Origin of the sequence: Microcoleus sp. F10-B2 (genome assembly GCF_036704965.1) — a bacterium.
GTDB lineage: Bacteria > Cyanobacteriota > Cyanobacteriia > Cyanobacteriales > Microcoleaceae > Microcoleus.
In genome coordinates this window covers 34540-51761 of sequence record NZ_JAUBTB010000037.1, presented here as the reverse complement: position 1 = coordinate 51761, position 17222 = coordinate 34540, and the positions used below count along the sequence as shown (strand labels likewise).

Genomic DNA, 17222 nt, shown 5'->3' with positions numbered 1-17222 from the left:
GGCTGTTAAAGGTATCTTAAATTAGTGGGATTTGTCAGCAGAAAGAGCAGCCTGAACATCTTGATAAACAGAGCGTAAATGTTGGAGTAACTCTTGTTGGGACAACTCATGAATCTGAAGCTCTCTGATTAAGAACGCCAGCCTTTGTAAGGCACCATTGTGAATTTCTGCCTCAAGCAGCTCTATTAACTGTTGCTGTGTTAGCAGTTGTTGTTCCAAACAACGCATTCGTCGCCACCAACAAAGTCCATGATAGACAACGCACGCAATTAATCCCGCTGTACCAAACATAATTAGGCTGGACACAAGAGTTATCTTATCCATTAGTCTTCCTCCTTCCCTGCTTCATCAAAAAAAAGGTGAAGTCTAACCAGACTTCACCTGGCTTAAATTAGGAATTGCTAAGTCAGCCTTATTAACTTTTCCGGACTGCTTCTTCTAGAACTGACTAGGTATTATTCCTAACAATTCCATCAGTGCTTAAAGCCAAAATTGATAGGGTTTAACAGTGGCTTCGGAATCAGGCATGGGGTTTTTATACCGCACCGCCGATTTCAGGTTCCCCAAAATTTTTCGCTCTATGTGGCGCGAAGCTACAAATTAGCAATTGCAGCATTTAACGCCAGAAGTTGTTCATCTGTTTTATCCAGCCTGCTTTTTGTCCGGGTTGTCTGGTCGGCGAAGGACAAATAGTCTTTTAAGGCTTGTTGTTGCACGGCTTGCAGTTCGGGTGTAGGTAGAGGTTTACGCAATTCATTGGGAATAGCGTCGTTAAAGAGATGGCTCACCAGTTGAGAGTACAATCTAACTTCAGAGTTCCTGACGTTATCTAATTCCTGCTTTCCTCTAGCTGTACTGTAGTTGTAAAGTTCTGCTTCCATACCTTTGGTTTGAATATCGATGGTGCCAGAACGCCAGAAGTTATAAGCTCCTAGTTTCGCTTTGTCTGTGCGATATCCAATCACATGATTTGGAGCATCGCCGGCGAGTAGCAAAGCGCCCAACAAATCTAAGATCAGTTCATCTGTCGTATGAAGAATGTAAGGGCGACCGGACGCATTTGGTTGGCGCATGATTTGGGCAATATCCAAGCGTGTCTTTAAATGCGAGAAGGTCCGTTGGGTACGCCATCTATTATCTCCACTAGCGAGGGTAAGTAACAAGGGAACAACATCTACGCTAGAGCAAAGTTGTGTCCGTTCTGTTCCTGGGGTGGAAACCCACTGTTTAGTTGGGTCTTTGATGTAAAGAGGAACGTTAATTGATTCTTCATAAACACCAGCACTTTTACCGCGCAACCCGTGAGAACCGCCATACTCGCCGTGGTCTGAGGTAAACACGACGATCGTATTTTGGGCAAATGGGGATTTTTCTAACATATCAAGTGCTTTCCCGATTTCAGCGTCCACAAATTGTTGGAATAGTAGGTATGAATCCAACAGTTTCAGCCAGGGTTCTCCGAATTTTGGCGGTAAGTAGCCAGCCCCTAAGTTTGTTGCTCGGCGGAATGCTTCTTGCAAGCGGGGCTTTTTCGCTAACCCGATGGGGTTTTCAAAGTTGGGAATTCTATCTTTGAAGACACTTGGCGGGTTGCTTTCTGCGGGTATTTCCTTCGTCCCTTGGGGGTACCAAGAAATGTCATGGGGGTTGATTAAGCTGATGGTCGTACACCAAGGAGTATTTTTGGCATTGTTGGAATTGAGCCACTCGGCGAACTGTGCGGTGGCTTGAATCCCTTGAGGAGGCGTACCGCCTTTGACAATATAAGGGTCTACTTCTAAACCTTCTCCGGGATTACCATTGGGGGAAGGATAAGTTCCTCCACTAAATCCGTAGGGTTCCAGGGAATTTCCGGTGGATAAATGCCATTTACCGAACCACCACGTACTGTAACCAAAGTTGTCTCGCAACAGTTTTCCCCAGGTAGGAAAGCCAGGATTAAGACTTGGCGCTGGCGCTGGAAAGAGTATGCTACTACTCTCATCACCCTCATTCAAATGCGTATCCATCACAAATGTTTGGTGGGAGTATAAACCTGTCACCAATGTGCCGCGAGCCGCCGTGCAGGCTGTTGCTGCTGTATAGTACCGCGTGAAGTTGACTGAACTCTTTCGCAATTTTGCGATCGCGGGTAGATATTTGTCGAGAGTGGCTTGTGCTGGAAACCATTGGGGAGTGCGTAGTTGGTCTACGACAATCACAAGGATATTGGGCTTTTTATATTCCGACTTTTTATTATATCCCGATGTTTGTGCAATAGCCGGAGTGTCGGATTTATTCAGAAGCTGAGAGCCAAGTAGGGCAGCTCCTGTCAAACCTGTTGCGGATAGAAATGTTCGTCTTTTCATCTTCTTGATTTAATTTTACAAAACATAAGAATTTTGTCCGGTGAAGTCTAATCAGACTTTACCCTGGCTAGGCATTAGTAATTGCTTTGTCAGCCGTGTTAGCTTTTTAAGAGCGCGTCTTCTAGAATTGTCCAGGTATTATTGCCAACAATGCCATCAGCACTTAAATGGAAATCGGATTGAAATTGTTTCACTCGCGTCGCGGTTGTATTGCCAAAGTTGCCATCTACAGCAATCGTCGTTGTCCCTGATTTCCCTTGTCTTTTGGCTTGATTGAGCCGCGCCTGTAGATATTTCACTTCCGAAGGATTGTTGCTAGAGCTTTGGCTCAAGGTGGAGTGCTGCTTCTGGGAATAAGGGACAATGGCGTCGAGGTAACTCCAAGTTGGTGACCCAACTATGCCATCAACTTTTAGGCAGCAATCGGCTTGAAATTTCTTGACGTATTCTTCAGTAATATCGCCGAAGTAGCCATCAACACTAATAGAGCTGTGGTAGAAAAAATTGAGTTGTTCTTGCAGGTATTTAACGTCACTATTGTTGCTACCTTTGCTTAAGGTGTTGTAAGCTTTCATCGTTTTATTTCTTGAAATCGATGTGTGTTTTCTTTGATGATTCCAGTATCGAAAAACTAGGCAGGCAAAAGCATTGGTAGTTTCAGACAAGTTGAGTTGGTATTTTCGGTCATCAGCATTGCAGTTTTCGGTAATGAGCTGATAGGGCCTCGCCTTTCCAGGATTAATTGCTAGCGGCTGTAAGCGTCTCTCGCGGGCGTAAGATCGAATTGTTGCGTCAGGTATAAGTAATGTCCCATAACTCCACCCAAGAACAGCAAGTAGAGATTCTGATTGTTGATGACCATCGCCTGCTTCTCAATGGAACGATTAGTCTGGTTGGCGATCGCTTTCCTAGGGCACAAATCCGCTCTTGCCAAACCGTCCAGGAGGCTCTAACCGAAGTGAGAAAGCATTTGCCTGACCTGGCGATTGTGGATTTGTCCCTTCCAGAGATATCAGGAACGGCTGCCAATGTTGAGCAGGGATTGGGGTTGCTCAAGGTCTTGATGCAGGATTATCCCCAGCTAAACCTGATGGTGCAAAGCAGTAACGTCAAGGCATTGATTCGCATCATGCCTGAAATTGACAATCATCAGGGCGGATTTACGATCGCAGACAAAAGCGTGCCAATAGATACCTTCCTGACCCGGATGGAGTGGGCTATGCAAGGGTTAACCCATACCAAAGACCTGCAAACCGACTTGGAAGTGAAACCCGAATGGTTGGAGGTAATGCGACTCGCTTTTGAGGAGGGACTTCAGGATAAAGCGATCGCCCAAACTATGCACAAGTCCGAACGGATGATTCGCCACTATTGGTCTAAGATTCAGGATGCACTCTCAATCTACCCGGAAGAAGGTAAAAATATGCGGGCACAAACCCAAATTCGTGCCCGTAAAATTGGATTAATTGATTAAACAAGCAATGTCTACGGTTAATGAGCCATACAATATTTTAATTTTAAAGCGCCGAGTCGTGCTGGCAATGTTGAGTTTGGCGACGGTTGGCGCAACTATTGCTACATTTCTGCACCGACTGCAACCACACCCTCGTACCATTTATCTAATTACACCTCCGTTGTTGGCGATCGCCTGCCTGCTTTTACTGATTCGTCTCTACAAAAAACCAGAGAGCTTGCAACAAGTGATAAATCTGGCTTTATTAGCAGGGGTACTGTTCGTAGTGGTTCCCAGTTGGTTATATACCCTACAAGCGATCGTCTCATCGGACACCACCCTCGTAGGTAGTCTGCCCCCCGTAACACCAGCGTTGTTCGTGTTGACACTGGTGATGCTGATCGCCCTGCGTCGCCGCCAGCAATTGGTTATTGCAACTCTCATCGCTTGGATTGCGATCGCTGCCCCAATTCTCACCTATTTGCTGCTGCACCCGTCAGAACTTCACACTTCGCGAGGATTGGATTTATTCATCTCCCTCGGCCCAACAATGGGGATACAAATTCTCCTGATTCTGTTTTATAACCGCGTCCAAGATATCGTCCAGGGCTTATATACCGAGCGTCTCCAATACTATGCTCAAATTGTCGAGCGACAGGCGATTCGTCAGCAGGCAATGGAACAAGCCTTCACGCAAATCCACAATGGCCCTTTGCAAACCTTAGCTCTCCTCCTGCGGGATATGCAGCAAGAACAGATGCCATCTCAACAATTGTTCCAACGCTTGCATAGCCTGAATGCAGAGATCCGGGCAGTGGGGCGCAGTCTCACCGATGAAGCGGATTCAGAGCAACACTCAGCAGCCGTTTCAACCAGCCTAGAACCCCCTAATTCCGAACAAATTCTCCGTCTGGGGGAAGGCACTTGTATCGATCTCAACCGCCCCCTGCATAATTTATTGTATGAAGTTTATGCCATTACTTTGAAGCGAAATTTGCCTTATTTCCAGACCATTCAAGTCAAAGTGCGGAATTTCGCCCCCATCGAGCAAACTAACCTCACCTTGGAGAGAAAGCGGGATTTCTGTTTGTGGTTAGAGGAAGCTTTATGTAACGTGGGGAAACACGCTCTTGGAACAACTCGAATTGTCGTGACGGGAGAACATCAGCAGGGGCAATATGTTCTCAAGGTGCAAGACAATGGCCCTGGACTTAAACCCGAACAAGGACAACAGGGAACAAAACACTCTCACATTTTGGCTCAACGATTGGGGGGACAGTTTCGACGAGAATCTTTGCCCAAGGGAGGGGTGATGTGCGAACTTTCTTGGTTAGTGAAGCCATAGCTATTGTTGAATTGGATTGGGTTTTACTTCTGGCCCAAGTTAGGGCAAACTGTCCTGTTCTTAACAATGGTGCAAGATGTAAGATTAAACCTTGTCTTTCGCAGGCGGAACCAAACCAGTTTTATTCAAACCCGCATCAATCTGCCTGAGCAATTTAAAATCGTCTTCGGGTAAGGAATTAACAGGCGAGTGTTTTTCCAGAAACGAGAATGCTTGGCGAAATTCACGCGACCGGGAGTCGATCGCACTATCGAAGTGACAGGGTACAATCCTTTGAAAGTCCCAACTCGCCACTTTATCCACCCAATCGAGAGTTTCCCGCGGCGCGCGGTTGAGAATCAAAGTCTGCAAAATCGGCGCGACAAACAACCGCCCTCCTCCCCGCAAAGCCTCAAACGATCGCACCCAATCTGTTTTCCACTTGAACGGATACAACCCGAAATAAGCTTTCCTAGAGCGTTCTGGCGCTTGGCGCGCGCTGGCAAATACCTCCGACCACGGCGGCACTTCCAGCACGCTGGGGCTAAAATACATGGCAAATAAGGCGATTCTCTGCCACCCTTTGCGCCGATTTTCGTGGGTGTCTGCCACCGTGTCCGAGGCGCTGTCTTTGGCGTGAAATAGCAGCGGGTACGAGTCGAGTTGGACGATCGCGGGCGGATTTTCGGGAATCGAAACCACGGAATCTGTTAACATCAGCGTGCGCGATCGCCTGTGAAATAACGCAACTTCAGCAAATCTGCCCAAACCGAGGTCGAGGGGGCCGAGAATTGCCCAGTCAAATTGATCGGCTAACGGCGTGTTGCTGCTGTCAAATGGCAGTACAGAAGTGCGTTTGGCGGGCAAACCCAGCCAACTCAGCGGCAAATTCACGGGGAAACTCCACTGCTGCGGGGCGACAAACACCTGCGCTTCGGGAAAACACCTCGCAAAGGGGCCGACAAAAACTTTGTGCTCGATGCCGGAAACCGTTGTCAGCAGGATGTACTTCACCTCGCCGTGCTCTGCTACTAACTCTTTTACCAAGCGGATGCACTCAGGAGTCGGTGCAACGGGGGCGTAGACGAGAAGGCCTTTGGGTTCTAGTTTAATTACTGTCATCCGAATCGGGACGACAACGTAAAAAATGCCTTGTAGTTGGTCAAAAGTCCAGATTGTATCCTTAACTATTTCCTTGCGGATGGTGCGCCGCTTGCTGTAGGGATAGAGGGGGACAACCGGCCAAAAGGCCCAAGAATAGTCCCTAGAATCAATCTGTGCTGATGTTGGTATGCCTTCGCCCTCTGCCACTGGTGCGACTCCTTGCCGATTTTTTTGTACGTGCGTGCGATCGAACTATTTTTATCTTATTTCACTCCTGTTGCGCCGATTCGAGGAGTTGAAAAGGGGTTATGGGCTATTGGGCTTTTGGAATACTCAAGCAAGAATTACGCATGGGGGCTAGAAACCCGGTTTCTACGAGTTTTGGGACGAGTCACGAGAAATAGAAGGAAGAAACCGGGTTTCACCAGGCCTGGGTGCGAGAACTATTAACTCAATTGTTCAGGATCGATGCCTAGTTCCCGCAACCGCGCCGCTAGTCTTTCCTCTCGCTGTTGAGATTCTATGAGTTGCTGTTGAGATTCTGTCAGTTGCTGTTGAGATTCTAGAACTTGCTGTTGAGCTTCAATTACTTGCTGTTGAGATTCTATCAGTTGCCGTTCCGCCGCCGTTGCTCTTTCACTCGGACTCAAAATCAACCCTCCTTGGGCCGTAAACCACCGCAACCACAACCGATTCATACTCTTATAAGTGCCTTGCCACCAACCTAAACTCAACTGCAACTCAGGAATAAATAACCGCCCATCAATTAATTCTGCAGGTTCATAGTGGCCTCCTACAAGATGAAAAGCTCGCAATTCATCCGTGTAGCGACTGAACACAAAATAGTAAGGAATCCGCAAAATTTGTTCATAAACTTGCCACTTAGTCGGCGGTTCCCCAGCTTGCTGAACAGTCCGCCCTAAATCTTCATCTTCAGTTCCCGGCGATAGCAATTCCACCACCACAAACGGATTTACCCGTTCTTGCCAAACTACATAACTCAAACGCATATCGCGCCCTTGATAAAGCCTTGGCACACCCACCGCAGCAAACCAATCTGGGCGTTTATGCCAGCGCGGTTGTGTTGCATCGTAATACAAATTTAGGTCACTGGCTGTAAAGACTTGTTCCGCATCCCATCCCGGCGGCAAAAACGTGAATTCCAAGAGTTGCGGCTGATCTAAATGAAATGTATCTGGCAAACCGGGCTCCTTTGGGTCTTCGCTAGGTAAATCATACATTGTTGGCAAACTCTGCCGGGGGTCTAAAGGCGGTTCAGCTTGAGCAGGCGGGTAAGTCGGGAATGTCATAATGAATTCTGAGGTTGCTTATCCTGATATGATTATAGCCTTGTGAGAATGTCTGGCATTTCCAAAGAATTCCCATTAACTCTCAATCTCAAATCTCAAATCAAAACTCCTAAATCGATATGACTCAAAACTACCGCATCACTCTTTTACCAGGAGACGGCATCGGCCCTGAAATTATCGCTGTGGCGGTAGATGTCCTGAAACTTGTCGGTCAACAATTGGACATCGGCTTTGAATTTCAAGAAGCTTTAATGGGCGGCGCTGCTATTGACGCAACAGGCAATCCGCTGCCAGAAGAAACACTGGAAAAATGCCGGAACTGCGATGCAGTATTGTTGGCAGCAATTGGCGGTTACAAGTGGGATAATTTGCCCCGCGAACAGCGCCCGGAAACTGGATTATTAGGACTGCGCGCCGGATTGGGATTGTTTGCAAATTTGCGTCCTGCGACTATTTTACCGCAATTGGTTGATGCTTCTAGTTTGAAACGGGAAGTTGTCGAAGGCGTGGATATTATGGTAATCCGCGAACTCACAGGCGGCATTTATTTTGGCAAACCCAAAGGCATTTTTGAGACGGAAACAGGCGAAAAACGCGGCGTTAATACGATGGCTTACACCGAGTCGGAAATTGACAGAATCGGGCGAGTCGCTTTTGAGACGGCTTCTAAGCGGGGAAAAAGGCTGTGTTCCGTTGATAAAGCGAATGTTTTGGATGTTTCGCAACTGTGGCGCGATCGTATTATTGCCCTTTCTTCAGAATACCCGGATGTCGAACTTTCTCACCTCTACGTTGACAATGCAGCCATGCAGTTAATTCGCTGGCCGAAACAGTTCGATACAATTGTCACCGGCAATTTATTCGGCGACATTCTTTCCGATGCGGCGGCGATGCTAACTGGTAGTATTGGGATGCTTCCTTCTGCTAGTTTGGGAGCAAGCGGGCCGGGGGTTTTTGAACCCGTGCACGGTTCCGCACCGGACATCGCCGGACAAGATAAAGCCAATCCCATCGCCCAAGTTTTGAGTGCGGCAATGATGCTGCGCTACGCCTTAAATCAGCCGGAAGCTGCTAATAAAATTGAGCAAGCAGTTGTCGAAGTTTTGGATCGAGGTTATCGCACTGGTGATATCATGTCAGAAGGCATGAAACTCGTCGGCTGTCGGGCAATGGGCGATGCTTTGATTGAAGTTTTGCAAGGTTGATCTATTACCTTGTAAGGGCGGGTTTTACCAATAATATTCGACGCACACGCACAATCTAATAAACCCGCCCCCACACAACTAATAACCTTTGATTGAAGTTTTGTAAAGTCGATCGCATAGCGTGGTAGGGGCGGGTTTTACGAATAATATATAACGATTACCAACAATCTAGATAAACCCGCCCCCACCCCACCAATAATCCACATCAACCTGAAATTTGTATTGAATGTTAAGATGTAGGTGATGATTGTTTGTTGGGTTGGGCGGGTTTATGAGATTTTTTGTTTTAGGCAATTATGGTTGGTAAAACCCGCCCCTACAGGAATTGGGTTTTAATGTTCCCCAATACATTGAGGGCGGGTTTATGAGATTATTAATTTTTGGCGTAGATGGTTGGTAAAACCCGCCCCTACAGTAATTGGGTTTAATGTTCCGCTGTCAAAAGATGGAATTGCTCGGTATCGATGCGACTTGCTCGATACAAAACTTCAGCTATTTCCGAAAGAGCTAACACAGAATGTGCGCGATAACCGTTGGCCTGCATCTTATCTTTGACTCCCTGTTCGTGGTCGATCAATACCACGATATCTTCCACCTTCAACCCGGCAGATTTTAACTTAGCCGCGCCTTCCATCACGCTTTTGCCGCTAATCAAAATATCATCGACTACCACAATCGTTTCTCCTGCCTGAAAATGCCCCTCAATTAATTTGCCTGCACCGTAAGTTTTCACCTCCTTGCGCGGGAAAATCATCGGGCGTTCCATCCGCAAGGCTAAACCGGTTGCTGTGGGTAAAGAACCGTAGGGAATTCCCGCAATGCGATCGAATTTTAAATCCTTGAGAATGTCTGCATAAGCGCTGACAATTTGGTGGAAAATCTGCGGAATTGAGATAATTTTCCGCAAGTCGATGTAATATGGAAATACGGCGCCCGATGCTTGTACGTGGTCGCCAAAAACTACGCAGCCGATGTCATAAAGTTGCAAGATTAAATCGTGGTGAGGTTCCGGTTGTAAAAAGCAAACATCGGGCAGCCACAGTTCGCAAGCGGGACTACCTTCGATCGCCCGCAGCCTCTGTTGATTAATATTATCCCGCAATTTCTCAATTTCTCGGCGCGGCTGTTTCCCCGCTAATAAACTTGGGGGGACTGGCAGCAGCAAATCTTCACCATTCTTGCTTAAACCGGCCGCCAGCAGTTGTGCGAGGTCGTTTTCTTCTGTGAGGTCATTTTCTTCGGCGATGTCTCCTTCGACTAAAATTAGGCGTTCAGGAGCAGCTTGGCGGATGCGGGCTAACATATCCGGCATTACTCCTACTTCTAAACCGACTTTTTCGGGAGTTCCCCAAAGTTGAGAGAGTCGGACTAATTGCAAGTAAAAAGGGTTTTCTGGCGTCGGGTATTCTTGCACAGCCGCCGCTGAGGCGTTGGCGGTGGCACAGAGGACAAAAACAGTTTTTCCGGCGTATAACAAAAAAGGCGCTACTTGGTCGAATCCGGCATAGGGACTTAAGGTAATAGCGTCAACTCGCCAGTCTTGAAATATAATTTTGGCAAAGACTGTGCTCGTATTTAAATCGCAGTGTTTGGCATCTAAAATTACTGGCAGGTGAGGGGGGATAATTGTTAGAATTTCTTGCAGCAATGCCCAACCGGGAATGCCGAGAGATTGGTAAAAACCGAGGGTGATTTTGCAGGCACAGATTAAATCGGCTGTTTGGTCGATCGCACTTTTTAGCGTTGACAACAAATCAGTTACATAAACTTGAGTCTCTTCCCCAGTCATGGAAACCTGCGGGGGCAAGGTTTCCGGGTCGGGGTCGAGGGCTAGATACAGCAAACTTTGATTGGTTTCAACAGCCGCTAACAGTTTATCGAAAAAGTTGGTTCGATCCGTCATAATTTGTTAGGAAGGTAAGGGAAATTAAAAAAATTGCAGCTCAAAGTGAGAGGGGTGTTGTGCCGGAAGAAACCGATCCCCGTTGAAATTGAAATTAAGAATCTTTTAAGATTGTAGAATGTAAAGAGCAGGAAATCTGTAACTTTGGGAGCAATTTCATGGGGAATGATTTTCGGGTTGGCTACACCACTGATTTCACCTAAGCCGCAGCAAGTCAATTAGTTGTGGTAAACTAACCAGTGTCCGGGCGGGGATTTTATCGGCATTCCCTGCGGTACGCGAGTTTAGCAAATGCGGATTTGCCAGGGGCAGATTTGAGAGAAGTAAATTTTAGGGAAGCTAATTTATCCGGGGCAAATTTGAGCGGGGCTGCTTGGTGGCAAGCTAATTTACAAGGCGCTAATTTGACTCAAGTTAATTTAACTAGAGCCCGTTTGACGGGGTTAATTTAAAAAATACTACCGTTGCAGGGGGAGCATCTGAGTTTTGCATTTATAGTGCGAGCGTCCCCGCTCGCGATTTGTAGAATACGCGAGCGGAGACGCTCGCACTATAATAAAAAAAATGCTTTTTGCAAAACTGAGATGCTCCCGTTGCAGGTGTTATTTCGGTTGACGGTAGTATTAAATAGAAGCAGAAGTTAAAGCAATGCCCGCCTTATCATATGGATAGTAATAAATGATCGGTACGATCGACTTTAGGATTTGGGACGAGTTGCTGCAACGCTACGTTGACGATTTCGGCCGCGTCAATTATCGGGGCTGGAAAGCTGAGGGGGCGGATGTTTTGAGGGTGTGGCTGGAAAGTTTGGCGGATGTGGATTTGGCGGATTGTAGTGATGCGGATGGGCGGCTGGCGTTGTGGCTGAATGCGTATAATGCGATCGCAATTTCTCAAGTTCTCGAAGTATATCCGATCGCGTCGATCCGTCCCAAAGTTTTGGGAATTCCCAACTGGCTGAGTTTTTTGGATTTTTTCACTCGTTCAAATTCGATTATTGGCGGCAAAAAGTACAGTCTCAATCAAATCGAACACGCAATATTGCGGCCGGAATTTGCGGAACCGCGCATCCATTTTGCATTAGTTTGCGCTTCAGTCGGGTGCCCGCTGCTGCGTCGCGGGGCTTATTTCCCGGAGTCGGTACGGACTCAACTAGAAGCGGATGCGAGCCGTTTTATTCACAATCCTGATAAGGTGCGATATGATGCCGAGAAAAAGACGCTTTATTTGAGCAAGATTTTTAAGTGGTACGAGGAGGATTTTGTAAAGGCGGCGGGTTCGGTGGCTGATTATGTGGGCGGTTATTTGGGGCCGGAGGCGGCTGTGGGCGATGGATGGGCGATCGTTTTTTTGCCTTACGACTGGAATTTGAATCGGGTTGATGGTTGAGTTTTCCGGGAATGGGTAGGTGTTTTTTTTGGGGGTGGTTTTTTTTCGGCTGTATCGCTTGCTATGTAAGGAGTTGAGCCACTTTTGGGAAAAAATAGGTTCGCGGAAACGCTGTAATGCTTGCTGTGATGGGTTTTGATGGCTGTTGAAAATTTTGCCTCTTGACAGGTCGATCGCTGAAATGGTACTTTTTAGATCTGTTCACAGAAATGTACCTTGAAAACTAAATAGAGTAAAGCTTTCAGATATGGCGCAATCAAACTAAACCCCTATTAGGGATTGAAACTAACTTTATAAAATCTTAATATTTACTTTATATTTACTCAATCAAACTAAACCCCTATTAGGGATTGAAACTAACTCAGCATCGTAGGGTGACTTAGACTTGGCAACAATTCAATCAAACTAAACCCCTATTAGGGATTGAAACTAACAAGTAAGATTTCCAGCGATAGCAGAACCTTGCAATCAAACTAAACCCCTATTAGGGATTGAAACTAAAATTTACCTAGCATCCGCAAAACAGGAACATACTCTGCAATCAAACTAAACCCCTATTAGGGATTGAAACTAAAATTGTTTCTTGAATCCAGCCACTATAAGCAACCGCAATCAAACTAAACCCCTATTAGGGATTGAAACGTCGCAGGCAGAACGGCAGCGGCCGCACCCGTCGACCGCAATCAAACTAAACCCCTATTAGGGATTGAAACCCTGAAGTCCCGCCACGTCCCCGATGTCAGCCACGAAGCCGCAATCAAACTAAACCCCTATTAGGGATTGAAACGCATTTAGCAAACTCCTACCAACAAATAGAGCGGCCGCAATCAAACTAAACCCCTATTAGGGATTGAAACCCGTAGGTATTCCGCCGATTGCCGTAAAAATTCGAGCCGCAATCAAACTAAACCCCTATTAGGGATTGAAACTTAGCCAGATTAGATAGTTCATCAATTATTTCTTCCGCAATCAAACTAAACCCCTATTAGGGATTGAAACCCTCCAACAATTGCTTGTTGCAGCGTTGGTAATAACCGCAATCAAACTAAACCCCTATTAGGGATTGAAACCGATCCAAAGTTTGCGGTTTTCTTTCCACCGTTTCCGCAATCAAACTAAACCCCTATTAGGGATTGAAACCAAAAACATCACTCGATCGCCGATCTTCATCGTGTCGGCCGCAATCAAACTAAACCCCTATTAGGGATTGAAACCCCAGAATTGATCTTTTGGGTAGCAGCCTAGACCGCAATCAAACTAAACCCCTATTAGGGATTGAAACCACAATCTCGTAGAGCATTTTTGTTACGGCTTCCCCGCAATCAAACTAAACCCCTATTAGGGATTGAAACTAAGTAGATGTCGTTATCACATTTATCTCTAAATTATTAGAGAAGAAGAAAAAGCTATTAGGGATTGAAACTAAGTAGATGTCGTTATCACTGTTATCAAAAGTAACCGCAATCAAACTAAACCCCTATTAGGGATTGAAACTTATATTATAAGAGCAGTGAACGACAAACTCATCAACCGCAATCAAACTAAACCCCTATTAGGGATTGAAACGCTTCTAAAAAAAGACTCGGCACGGTGTAAAAAACCGCAATCAAACTAAACCCCTATTAGGGATTGAAACTAACAAGTAGTTGTTAAACTCTTGATAGGCTGTCCGCAATCAAACTAAACCCCTATTAGGGATTGAAACTATGATTCATTTATAGATGTTGTGGCTGATGCAGCAGCTCCCCGCAATCAAACTAAACCCCTATTAGGGATTGAAACATATCCATATCTGCGTTGACAAAACCCTCATCTGCCGCAATCAAACTAAACCCCTATTAGGGATTGAAACTAAGCGACTTGCTGCAAGCCTCGCCCCAAATCACCGCAATCAAACTAAACCCCTATTAGGGATTGAAACTCCAGGCTTAACAAGTAATAGGGCGGGTAATCATTACCCGTTTCGCAATCAAACTAAACCCCTATTAGGGATTGAAACGGAACAGCTTTCAAAGGTTCCGGTTTAAAACTGGCCGCAATCAAACTAAACCCCTATTAGGGATTGAAACTGCAAAATTTTGCCCAACGGTCAAGTTAGCGCGCCACTTTAGCCGCAATCAAACTAAACCCCTATTAGGGATTGAAACTGAAAAATTGCTGAAAAATTCCGCATCTACTGCCGCCGCAATCCAACTAAACCCCTATTAGGGATTGAAACTTCATCAAATAAAAGAACACTCCGGCAATATCTTTGCCGCAATCAAACTAACTAAACCCCTATTAGGGATTGAAACCCAAATGACGGGATTTAGATTCATATTTCCAGAGCCGCAATCAAACTAAACCCCTATTAGGGATTGAAACTTTTTCGAGCTAGCAAACCAATCATCAAATTCATCAGGTTCAAAGCCGCAATCAAACTAAACCCCTATTAGGGATTGAAACTCAATGATAAAACCCTAAACTACAACTCAATCAGCCGCAATCAAACTAAACGCCTATTAGGGATTGAAACTGACTCCGATTCAGGCGTAGACTGTGCGAGTACAGATCGGCCGCAATCAAACTAAACCCCTATTAGGGATTGAAACTCCAGTCGAGGCAGTTGCCCAAGGCTTCTCTGCGCCGCAATCAAACTAAACCCCTATTAGGGATTGAAACTTATCAGCGGCTATCTGACCGCCTAAAATATTGCCGCCGCAATCAAACTAAACCCCTATTAGGGATTGAAACGCTTGATACCGCGCTTTTTGGCTCGTCGAAACTAGCCGCAATCAAACTAAACCCCTATTAGGGATTGAAACACTTGGACGGAACTCCGAAAGCAGTTTGGTTCTAAAGTTGCGCCACAATCAAACTAAACCCCTATTAGGGATTGAAACACTACATCGGGCAGTATACAGAGGCGGTCGGAAACGGCCGCAATCAAACTAAACCCCTATTAGGGATTGAAACAAAAGACGTGATAGCATTATTAATGCAGTTTTAATGCCGCAATCAAACTAAACCCCTATTAGGGATTGAAACTTCTGGGACGGAGAATCGCGGGGAACCCAGCACATGATTGACGCCGCAATCAAACTAAACCCCTATTAGGGATTGAAAAATGGTAGCAGTAACAGCGCATGAACTCGCAGCCGATGTTGCAACCACCAAAAACCCCAGATCCAATAACTTTAAGTAAAAAAACATGACCCAAAAACAATGGATGATTAGCCGGATGACGATATCGGAACTTAATTTAGCAGTAGATTGGGCAGCCGCAGAAGGTTGGAACCCCGGATATTATGATGCCGAATGTTTTTTTCAAACCGATCCTCAAGGATTTTTCATCGGTTATTTGAATGATGAACCTATTGCTTCAATTTCTGCAGTTGCCTATGATTCCAGTTTTGGTTTTATTGGTTTATATATTGTCAAACCTTCCTTTCGCGGCCAGGGATGGGGATTAAAACTGTGGCAAGCCGCGATCGAATATTTAGGAACGCGAAATATTGGTTTGGATGGGGTTATTGCCCAACAGGAAAATTATCAAAAATCTGGTTTTAAATTAGCTCACCGTCACATTCGTTATCAAGGTCGAGGATTTGGAGTTATTCCTGACGAGATGATTCCACTTTCAACCGTTCCATGGGAAGAAATTCTAGCCTATGATTCTCAACATTTTCCTGTTCCCCGTCCGGTTTTTTTAAAGCATTGGATTCAACAACCTGAAATAATCGCTTTCGGTGTCAAACATCAGGGAAAACTAAGCGGTTATGGCGTTTTAAGAGTTTGCCGTCAGGGGTATAAAATTGGGCCATTATTTGCCGATAATGTCGGTTTTGCCGAATTGTTATTGCAAGGATTAATGGCACAAATCCCTAATATTACTGTATTTTTAGATGTGCCTGACACCAATTTAGAAGGTATTAATTTGGCTGAAAAGTACGGAATGAAACCAGTTTTTGAAACTGCACGAATGTACACATTAACGCCACCAATTTTACCGCTAAATCAAGTGTTTGGGGTGACAACCTTAGAACTGGGTTAAACATTAGTTAACAGCACAAGCTGATGGGCCGCCATTGCCGCGCGCCAAACAGTTTTGCGGTGATTGTGGCTAGTACCGCTATTTTGCCAAAACTGGCTTCACCGATCGCCAACCCCTGCCACATTCCCAGCCTGCAGGCGATCGCCAGTTCGATCGACAGCGCGAAGTAATTCCGGTTGCAATTACCAGAAAACCCCATGAGGGATTGAAACATCGAGGATTATAATCCTCGACAACAAATGATTCGTAGTTGCAATCAAACTAAAACTCGATCGAGGATTGAAACAAAATTCTGCCTTACCAGGAAAAGTGACTGGTGAGATGAATGCTAACCAATTAGCTATTAGCCAGCCCTTAAACCTCTCCACCCAAAATCTGTTGAACCGTCAAACTTAGCTGTGGAAACATCGGAGATACGATCGCCTCTCCATCCCGAAATACCCCAACCTCAACATATTGCCCATCCTCAAGCCGCAAAACCGTCACTACTTGTTCAATTGGATCGATCGCCCAATACTCTGCAATGCCCCGCGCTGCGTACTGAGCTCGTTTGCGTTGGCGAAGCCCTCGAAGAGGATCGTAATCCCGATCCCTGCCCACTCTACCCGGACTGACTACCTCCACAACAAACCGAGGAGGCAACATATCGAAAGTGATAGTTAGCCTGGCTGCTGTCAGCGGAATGTGTTCGGGTTCCAGAATTATCAAATCGGGGTAGCGGTTGGCGGCATCTCCCGATCGCAAAACGGCAACTTGAACCTCGCAATTATGCGTTTTAATTAGTCTAAGTGGCACTAGCCCGCTGCTAGCCAGATAGAAAAATAGATAGTTAGCAATGAAATTATTAGGTTCAGATTCTGGCGGCAAAGCTATTAACTCCCCATCAATTAACTCATAGCGTTGATCCGTATCATTTGAGTAATTAAGGTACTCGTCAAAAGTTAATTTTTTAGATTGAGCTTGTACCATAAAATTACCTTCCTTAATTTATTCGTCCCTTGCTGCTGGGAGTTTGTTTATATAAAAACGGTTTCAACCGCCGAAGGATCTCAATCAAATATGTTGTGCAAGTTCAGCAGGTGTCCCAGCCTCCATCGACAATCAACCCGCAAGTGACATATTAATAACTATCACAGTTCAAATCCTCTGGAAT

The 17222-nt window shown here is 45.7% G+C and carries 14 protein-coding genes and 2 CRISPR repeat arrays; of the genes, 6 read left to right on the top strand and 8 right to left on the bottom strand.

Features of this window, described 5'->3' with window-relative positions:
- Positions 1 to 21: 21 nt before the first annotated feature.
- The 3 genes from QUA99_RS16055 to QUA99_RS16045 all read right to left on the bottom strand — a co-directional run bounded on the left by QUA99_RS16055 (position 22) and on the right by QUA99_RS16045 (position 2923).
- Positions 22 to 228, bottom strand: a complete 207-nt coding sequence (locus QUA99_RS16055) for a hypothetical protein (RefSeq protein WP_333460377.1) — start codon at positions 226 to 228, stop codon at positions 22 to 24.
- Between the two features lie 365 nt (positions 229 to 593).
- A complete protein-coding gene (locus tag QUA99_RS16050) occupies positions 594 to 2348 on the bottom strand; it encodes a sulfatase-like hydrolase/transferase (RefSeq protein ID WP_333238359.1) in 1755 nt (584 codons plus the stop codon).
- 98 nt (positions 2349 to 2446) lie between these two features.
- Entirely contained in the window at positions 2447 to 2923 is a 477-nt protein-coding gene (locus tag QUA99_RS16045) for a peptidoglycan-binding protein (protein WP_333238361.1), read from the bottom strand.
- A 230-nt stretch (positions 2924 to 3153) separates the two neighbouring features.
- Here QUA99_RS16045 and QUA99_RS16040 point away from each other — a divergent pair, with 230 nt between their 5' ends.
- Both QUA99_RS16040 and QUA99_RS16035 read left to right on the top strand, forming a co-directional pair.
- Positions 3154 to 3822, top strand: coding sequence for a response regulator transcription factor (locus tag QUA99_RS16040; protein WP_333238363.1), 669 nt, complete (start codon positions 3154 to 3156; stop codon positions 3820 to 3822).
- A 7-nt stretch (positions 3823 to 3829) separates the two neighbouring features.
- Positions 3830 to 5146 carry a hypothetical protein gene (locus QUA99_RS16035; RefSeq protein ID WP_333238365.1) on the top strand — a complete coding sequence of 439 codons (1317 nt, stop codon included), beginning with the start codon at positions 3830 to 3832 and terminating at the stop codon, positions 5144 to 5146.
- Between the two features lie 84 nt (positions 5147 to 5230).
- Here QUA99_RS16035 and QUA99_RS16030 read toward each other — a convergent pair whose 3' ends face one another.
- Positions 5231 to 6436: a DUF4336 domain-containing protein gene (locus QUA99_RS16030; RefSeq protein WP_333238367.1), complete on the bottom strand. Its 1206-nt coding sequence runs from the start codon at positions 6434 to 6436 to the stop codon at positions 5231 to 5233.
- Between the two features lie 239 nt (positions 6437 to 6675).
- Positions 6676 to 7539 (bottom strand): Uma2 family endonuclease, encoded by an 864-nt coding sequence (locus tag QUA99_RS16025; RefSeq protein ID WP_333238369.1) that lies wholly within the window; start codon positions 7537 to 7539, stop codon positions 6676 to 6678.
- A 119-nt stretch (positions 7540 to 7658) separates the two neighbouring features.
- Between QUA99_RS16025 and leuB the strand changes: the two genes are divergently transcribed.
- Positions 7659 to 8744: a 3-isopropylmalate dehydrogenase gene (gene leuB, locus QUA99_RS16020; RefSeq protein ID WP_333238371.1), complete on the top strand. Its 1086-nt coding sequence runs from the start codon at positions 7659 to 7661 to the stop codon at positions 8742 to 8744.
- Positions 8745 to 9168: 424 nt separating this feature from the next.
- On the opposite strand, the gene QUA99_RS16015 is transcribed toward leuB, so the two are convergent.
- Entirely contained in the window at positions 9169 to 10647 is a 1479-nt protein-coding gene (locus QUA99_RS16015) for a bifunctional orotidine-5'-phosphate decarboxylase/orotate phosphoribosyltransferase (RefSeq protein ID WP_333238372.1), read from the bottom strand.
- 239 nt (positions 10648 to 10886) lie between these two features.
- Here QUA99_RS16015 and QUA99_RS16010 point away from each other — a divergent pair, with 239 nt between their 5' ends.
- From QUA99_RS16010 to QUA99_RS16000, 3 genes are all read left to right on the top strand, one after another.
- Positions 10887 to 11099, top strand: coding sequence for a pentapeptide repeat-containing protein (locus QUA99_RS16010; RefSeq protein WP_333238374.1), 213 nt, complete (start codon positions 10887 to 10889; stop codon positions 11097 to 11099).
- Positions 11100 to 11325: 226 nt separating this feature from the next.
- Positions 11326 to 12036, top strand: coding sequence for a DUF547 domain-containing protein (locus QUA99_RS16005; protein WP_333238376.1), 711 nt, complete (start codon positions 11326 to 11328; stop codon positions 12034 to 12036).
- A gap of 250 nt (positions 12037 to 12286) precedes the next feature.
- Positions 12287 to 13388: direct repeats of the CRISPR family, unit length 36 nt; unit sequence CCGCAATCAAACTAAACCCCTATTAGGGATTGAAAC.
- Positions 13389 to 13493: 105 nt separating this feature from the next.
- A CRISPR array of direct repeats spans positions 13494 to 15142; the repeat unit is 36 nt; unit sequence CCGCAATCAAACTAAACCCCTATTAGGGATTGAAAC.
- A gap of 84 nt (positions 15143 to 15226) precedes the next feature.
- Entirely contained in the window at positions 15227 to 16069 is an 843-nt protein-coding gene (locus tag QUA99_RS16000) for a GNAT family N-acetyltransferase (RefSeq protein ID WP_333238378.1), read from the top strand.
- A gap of 7 nt (positions 16070 to 16076) precedes the next feature.
- On the opposite strand, the gene QUA99_RS15995 is transcribed toward QUA99_RS16000, so the two are convergent.
- Together QUA99_RS15995 and QUA99_RS15990 are read right to left on the bottom strand one after the other, a co-directional pair.
- Positions 16077 to 16283 carry a hypothetical protein gene (locus tag QUA99_RS15995; RefSeq protein WP_333238380.1) on the bottom strand — a complete coding sequence of 69 codons (207 nt, stop codon included), beginning with the start codon at positions 16281 to 16283 and terminating at the stop codon, positions 16077 to 16079.
- A gap of 140 nt (positions 16284 to 16423) precedes the next feature.
- Positions 16424 to 17038 (bottom strand): Uma2 family endonuclease, encoded by a 615-nt coding sequence (locus QUA99_RS15990; protein ID WP_333238382.1) that lies wholly within the window; start codon positions 17036 to 17038, stop codon positions 16424 to 16426.
- Positions 17039 to 17222: the final 184 nt, after the last annotated feature.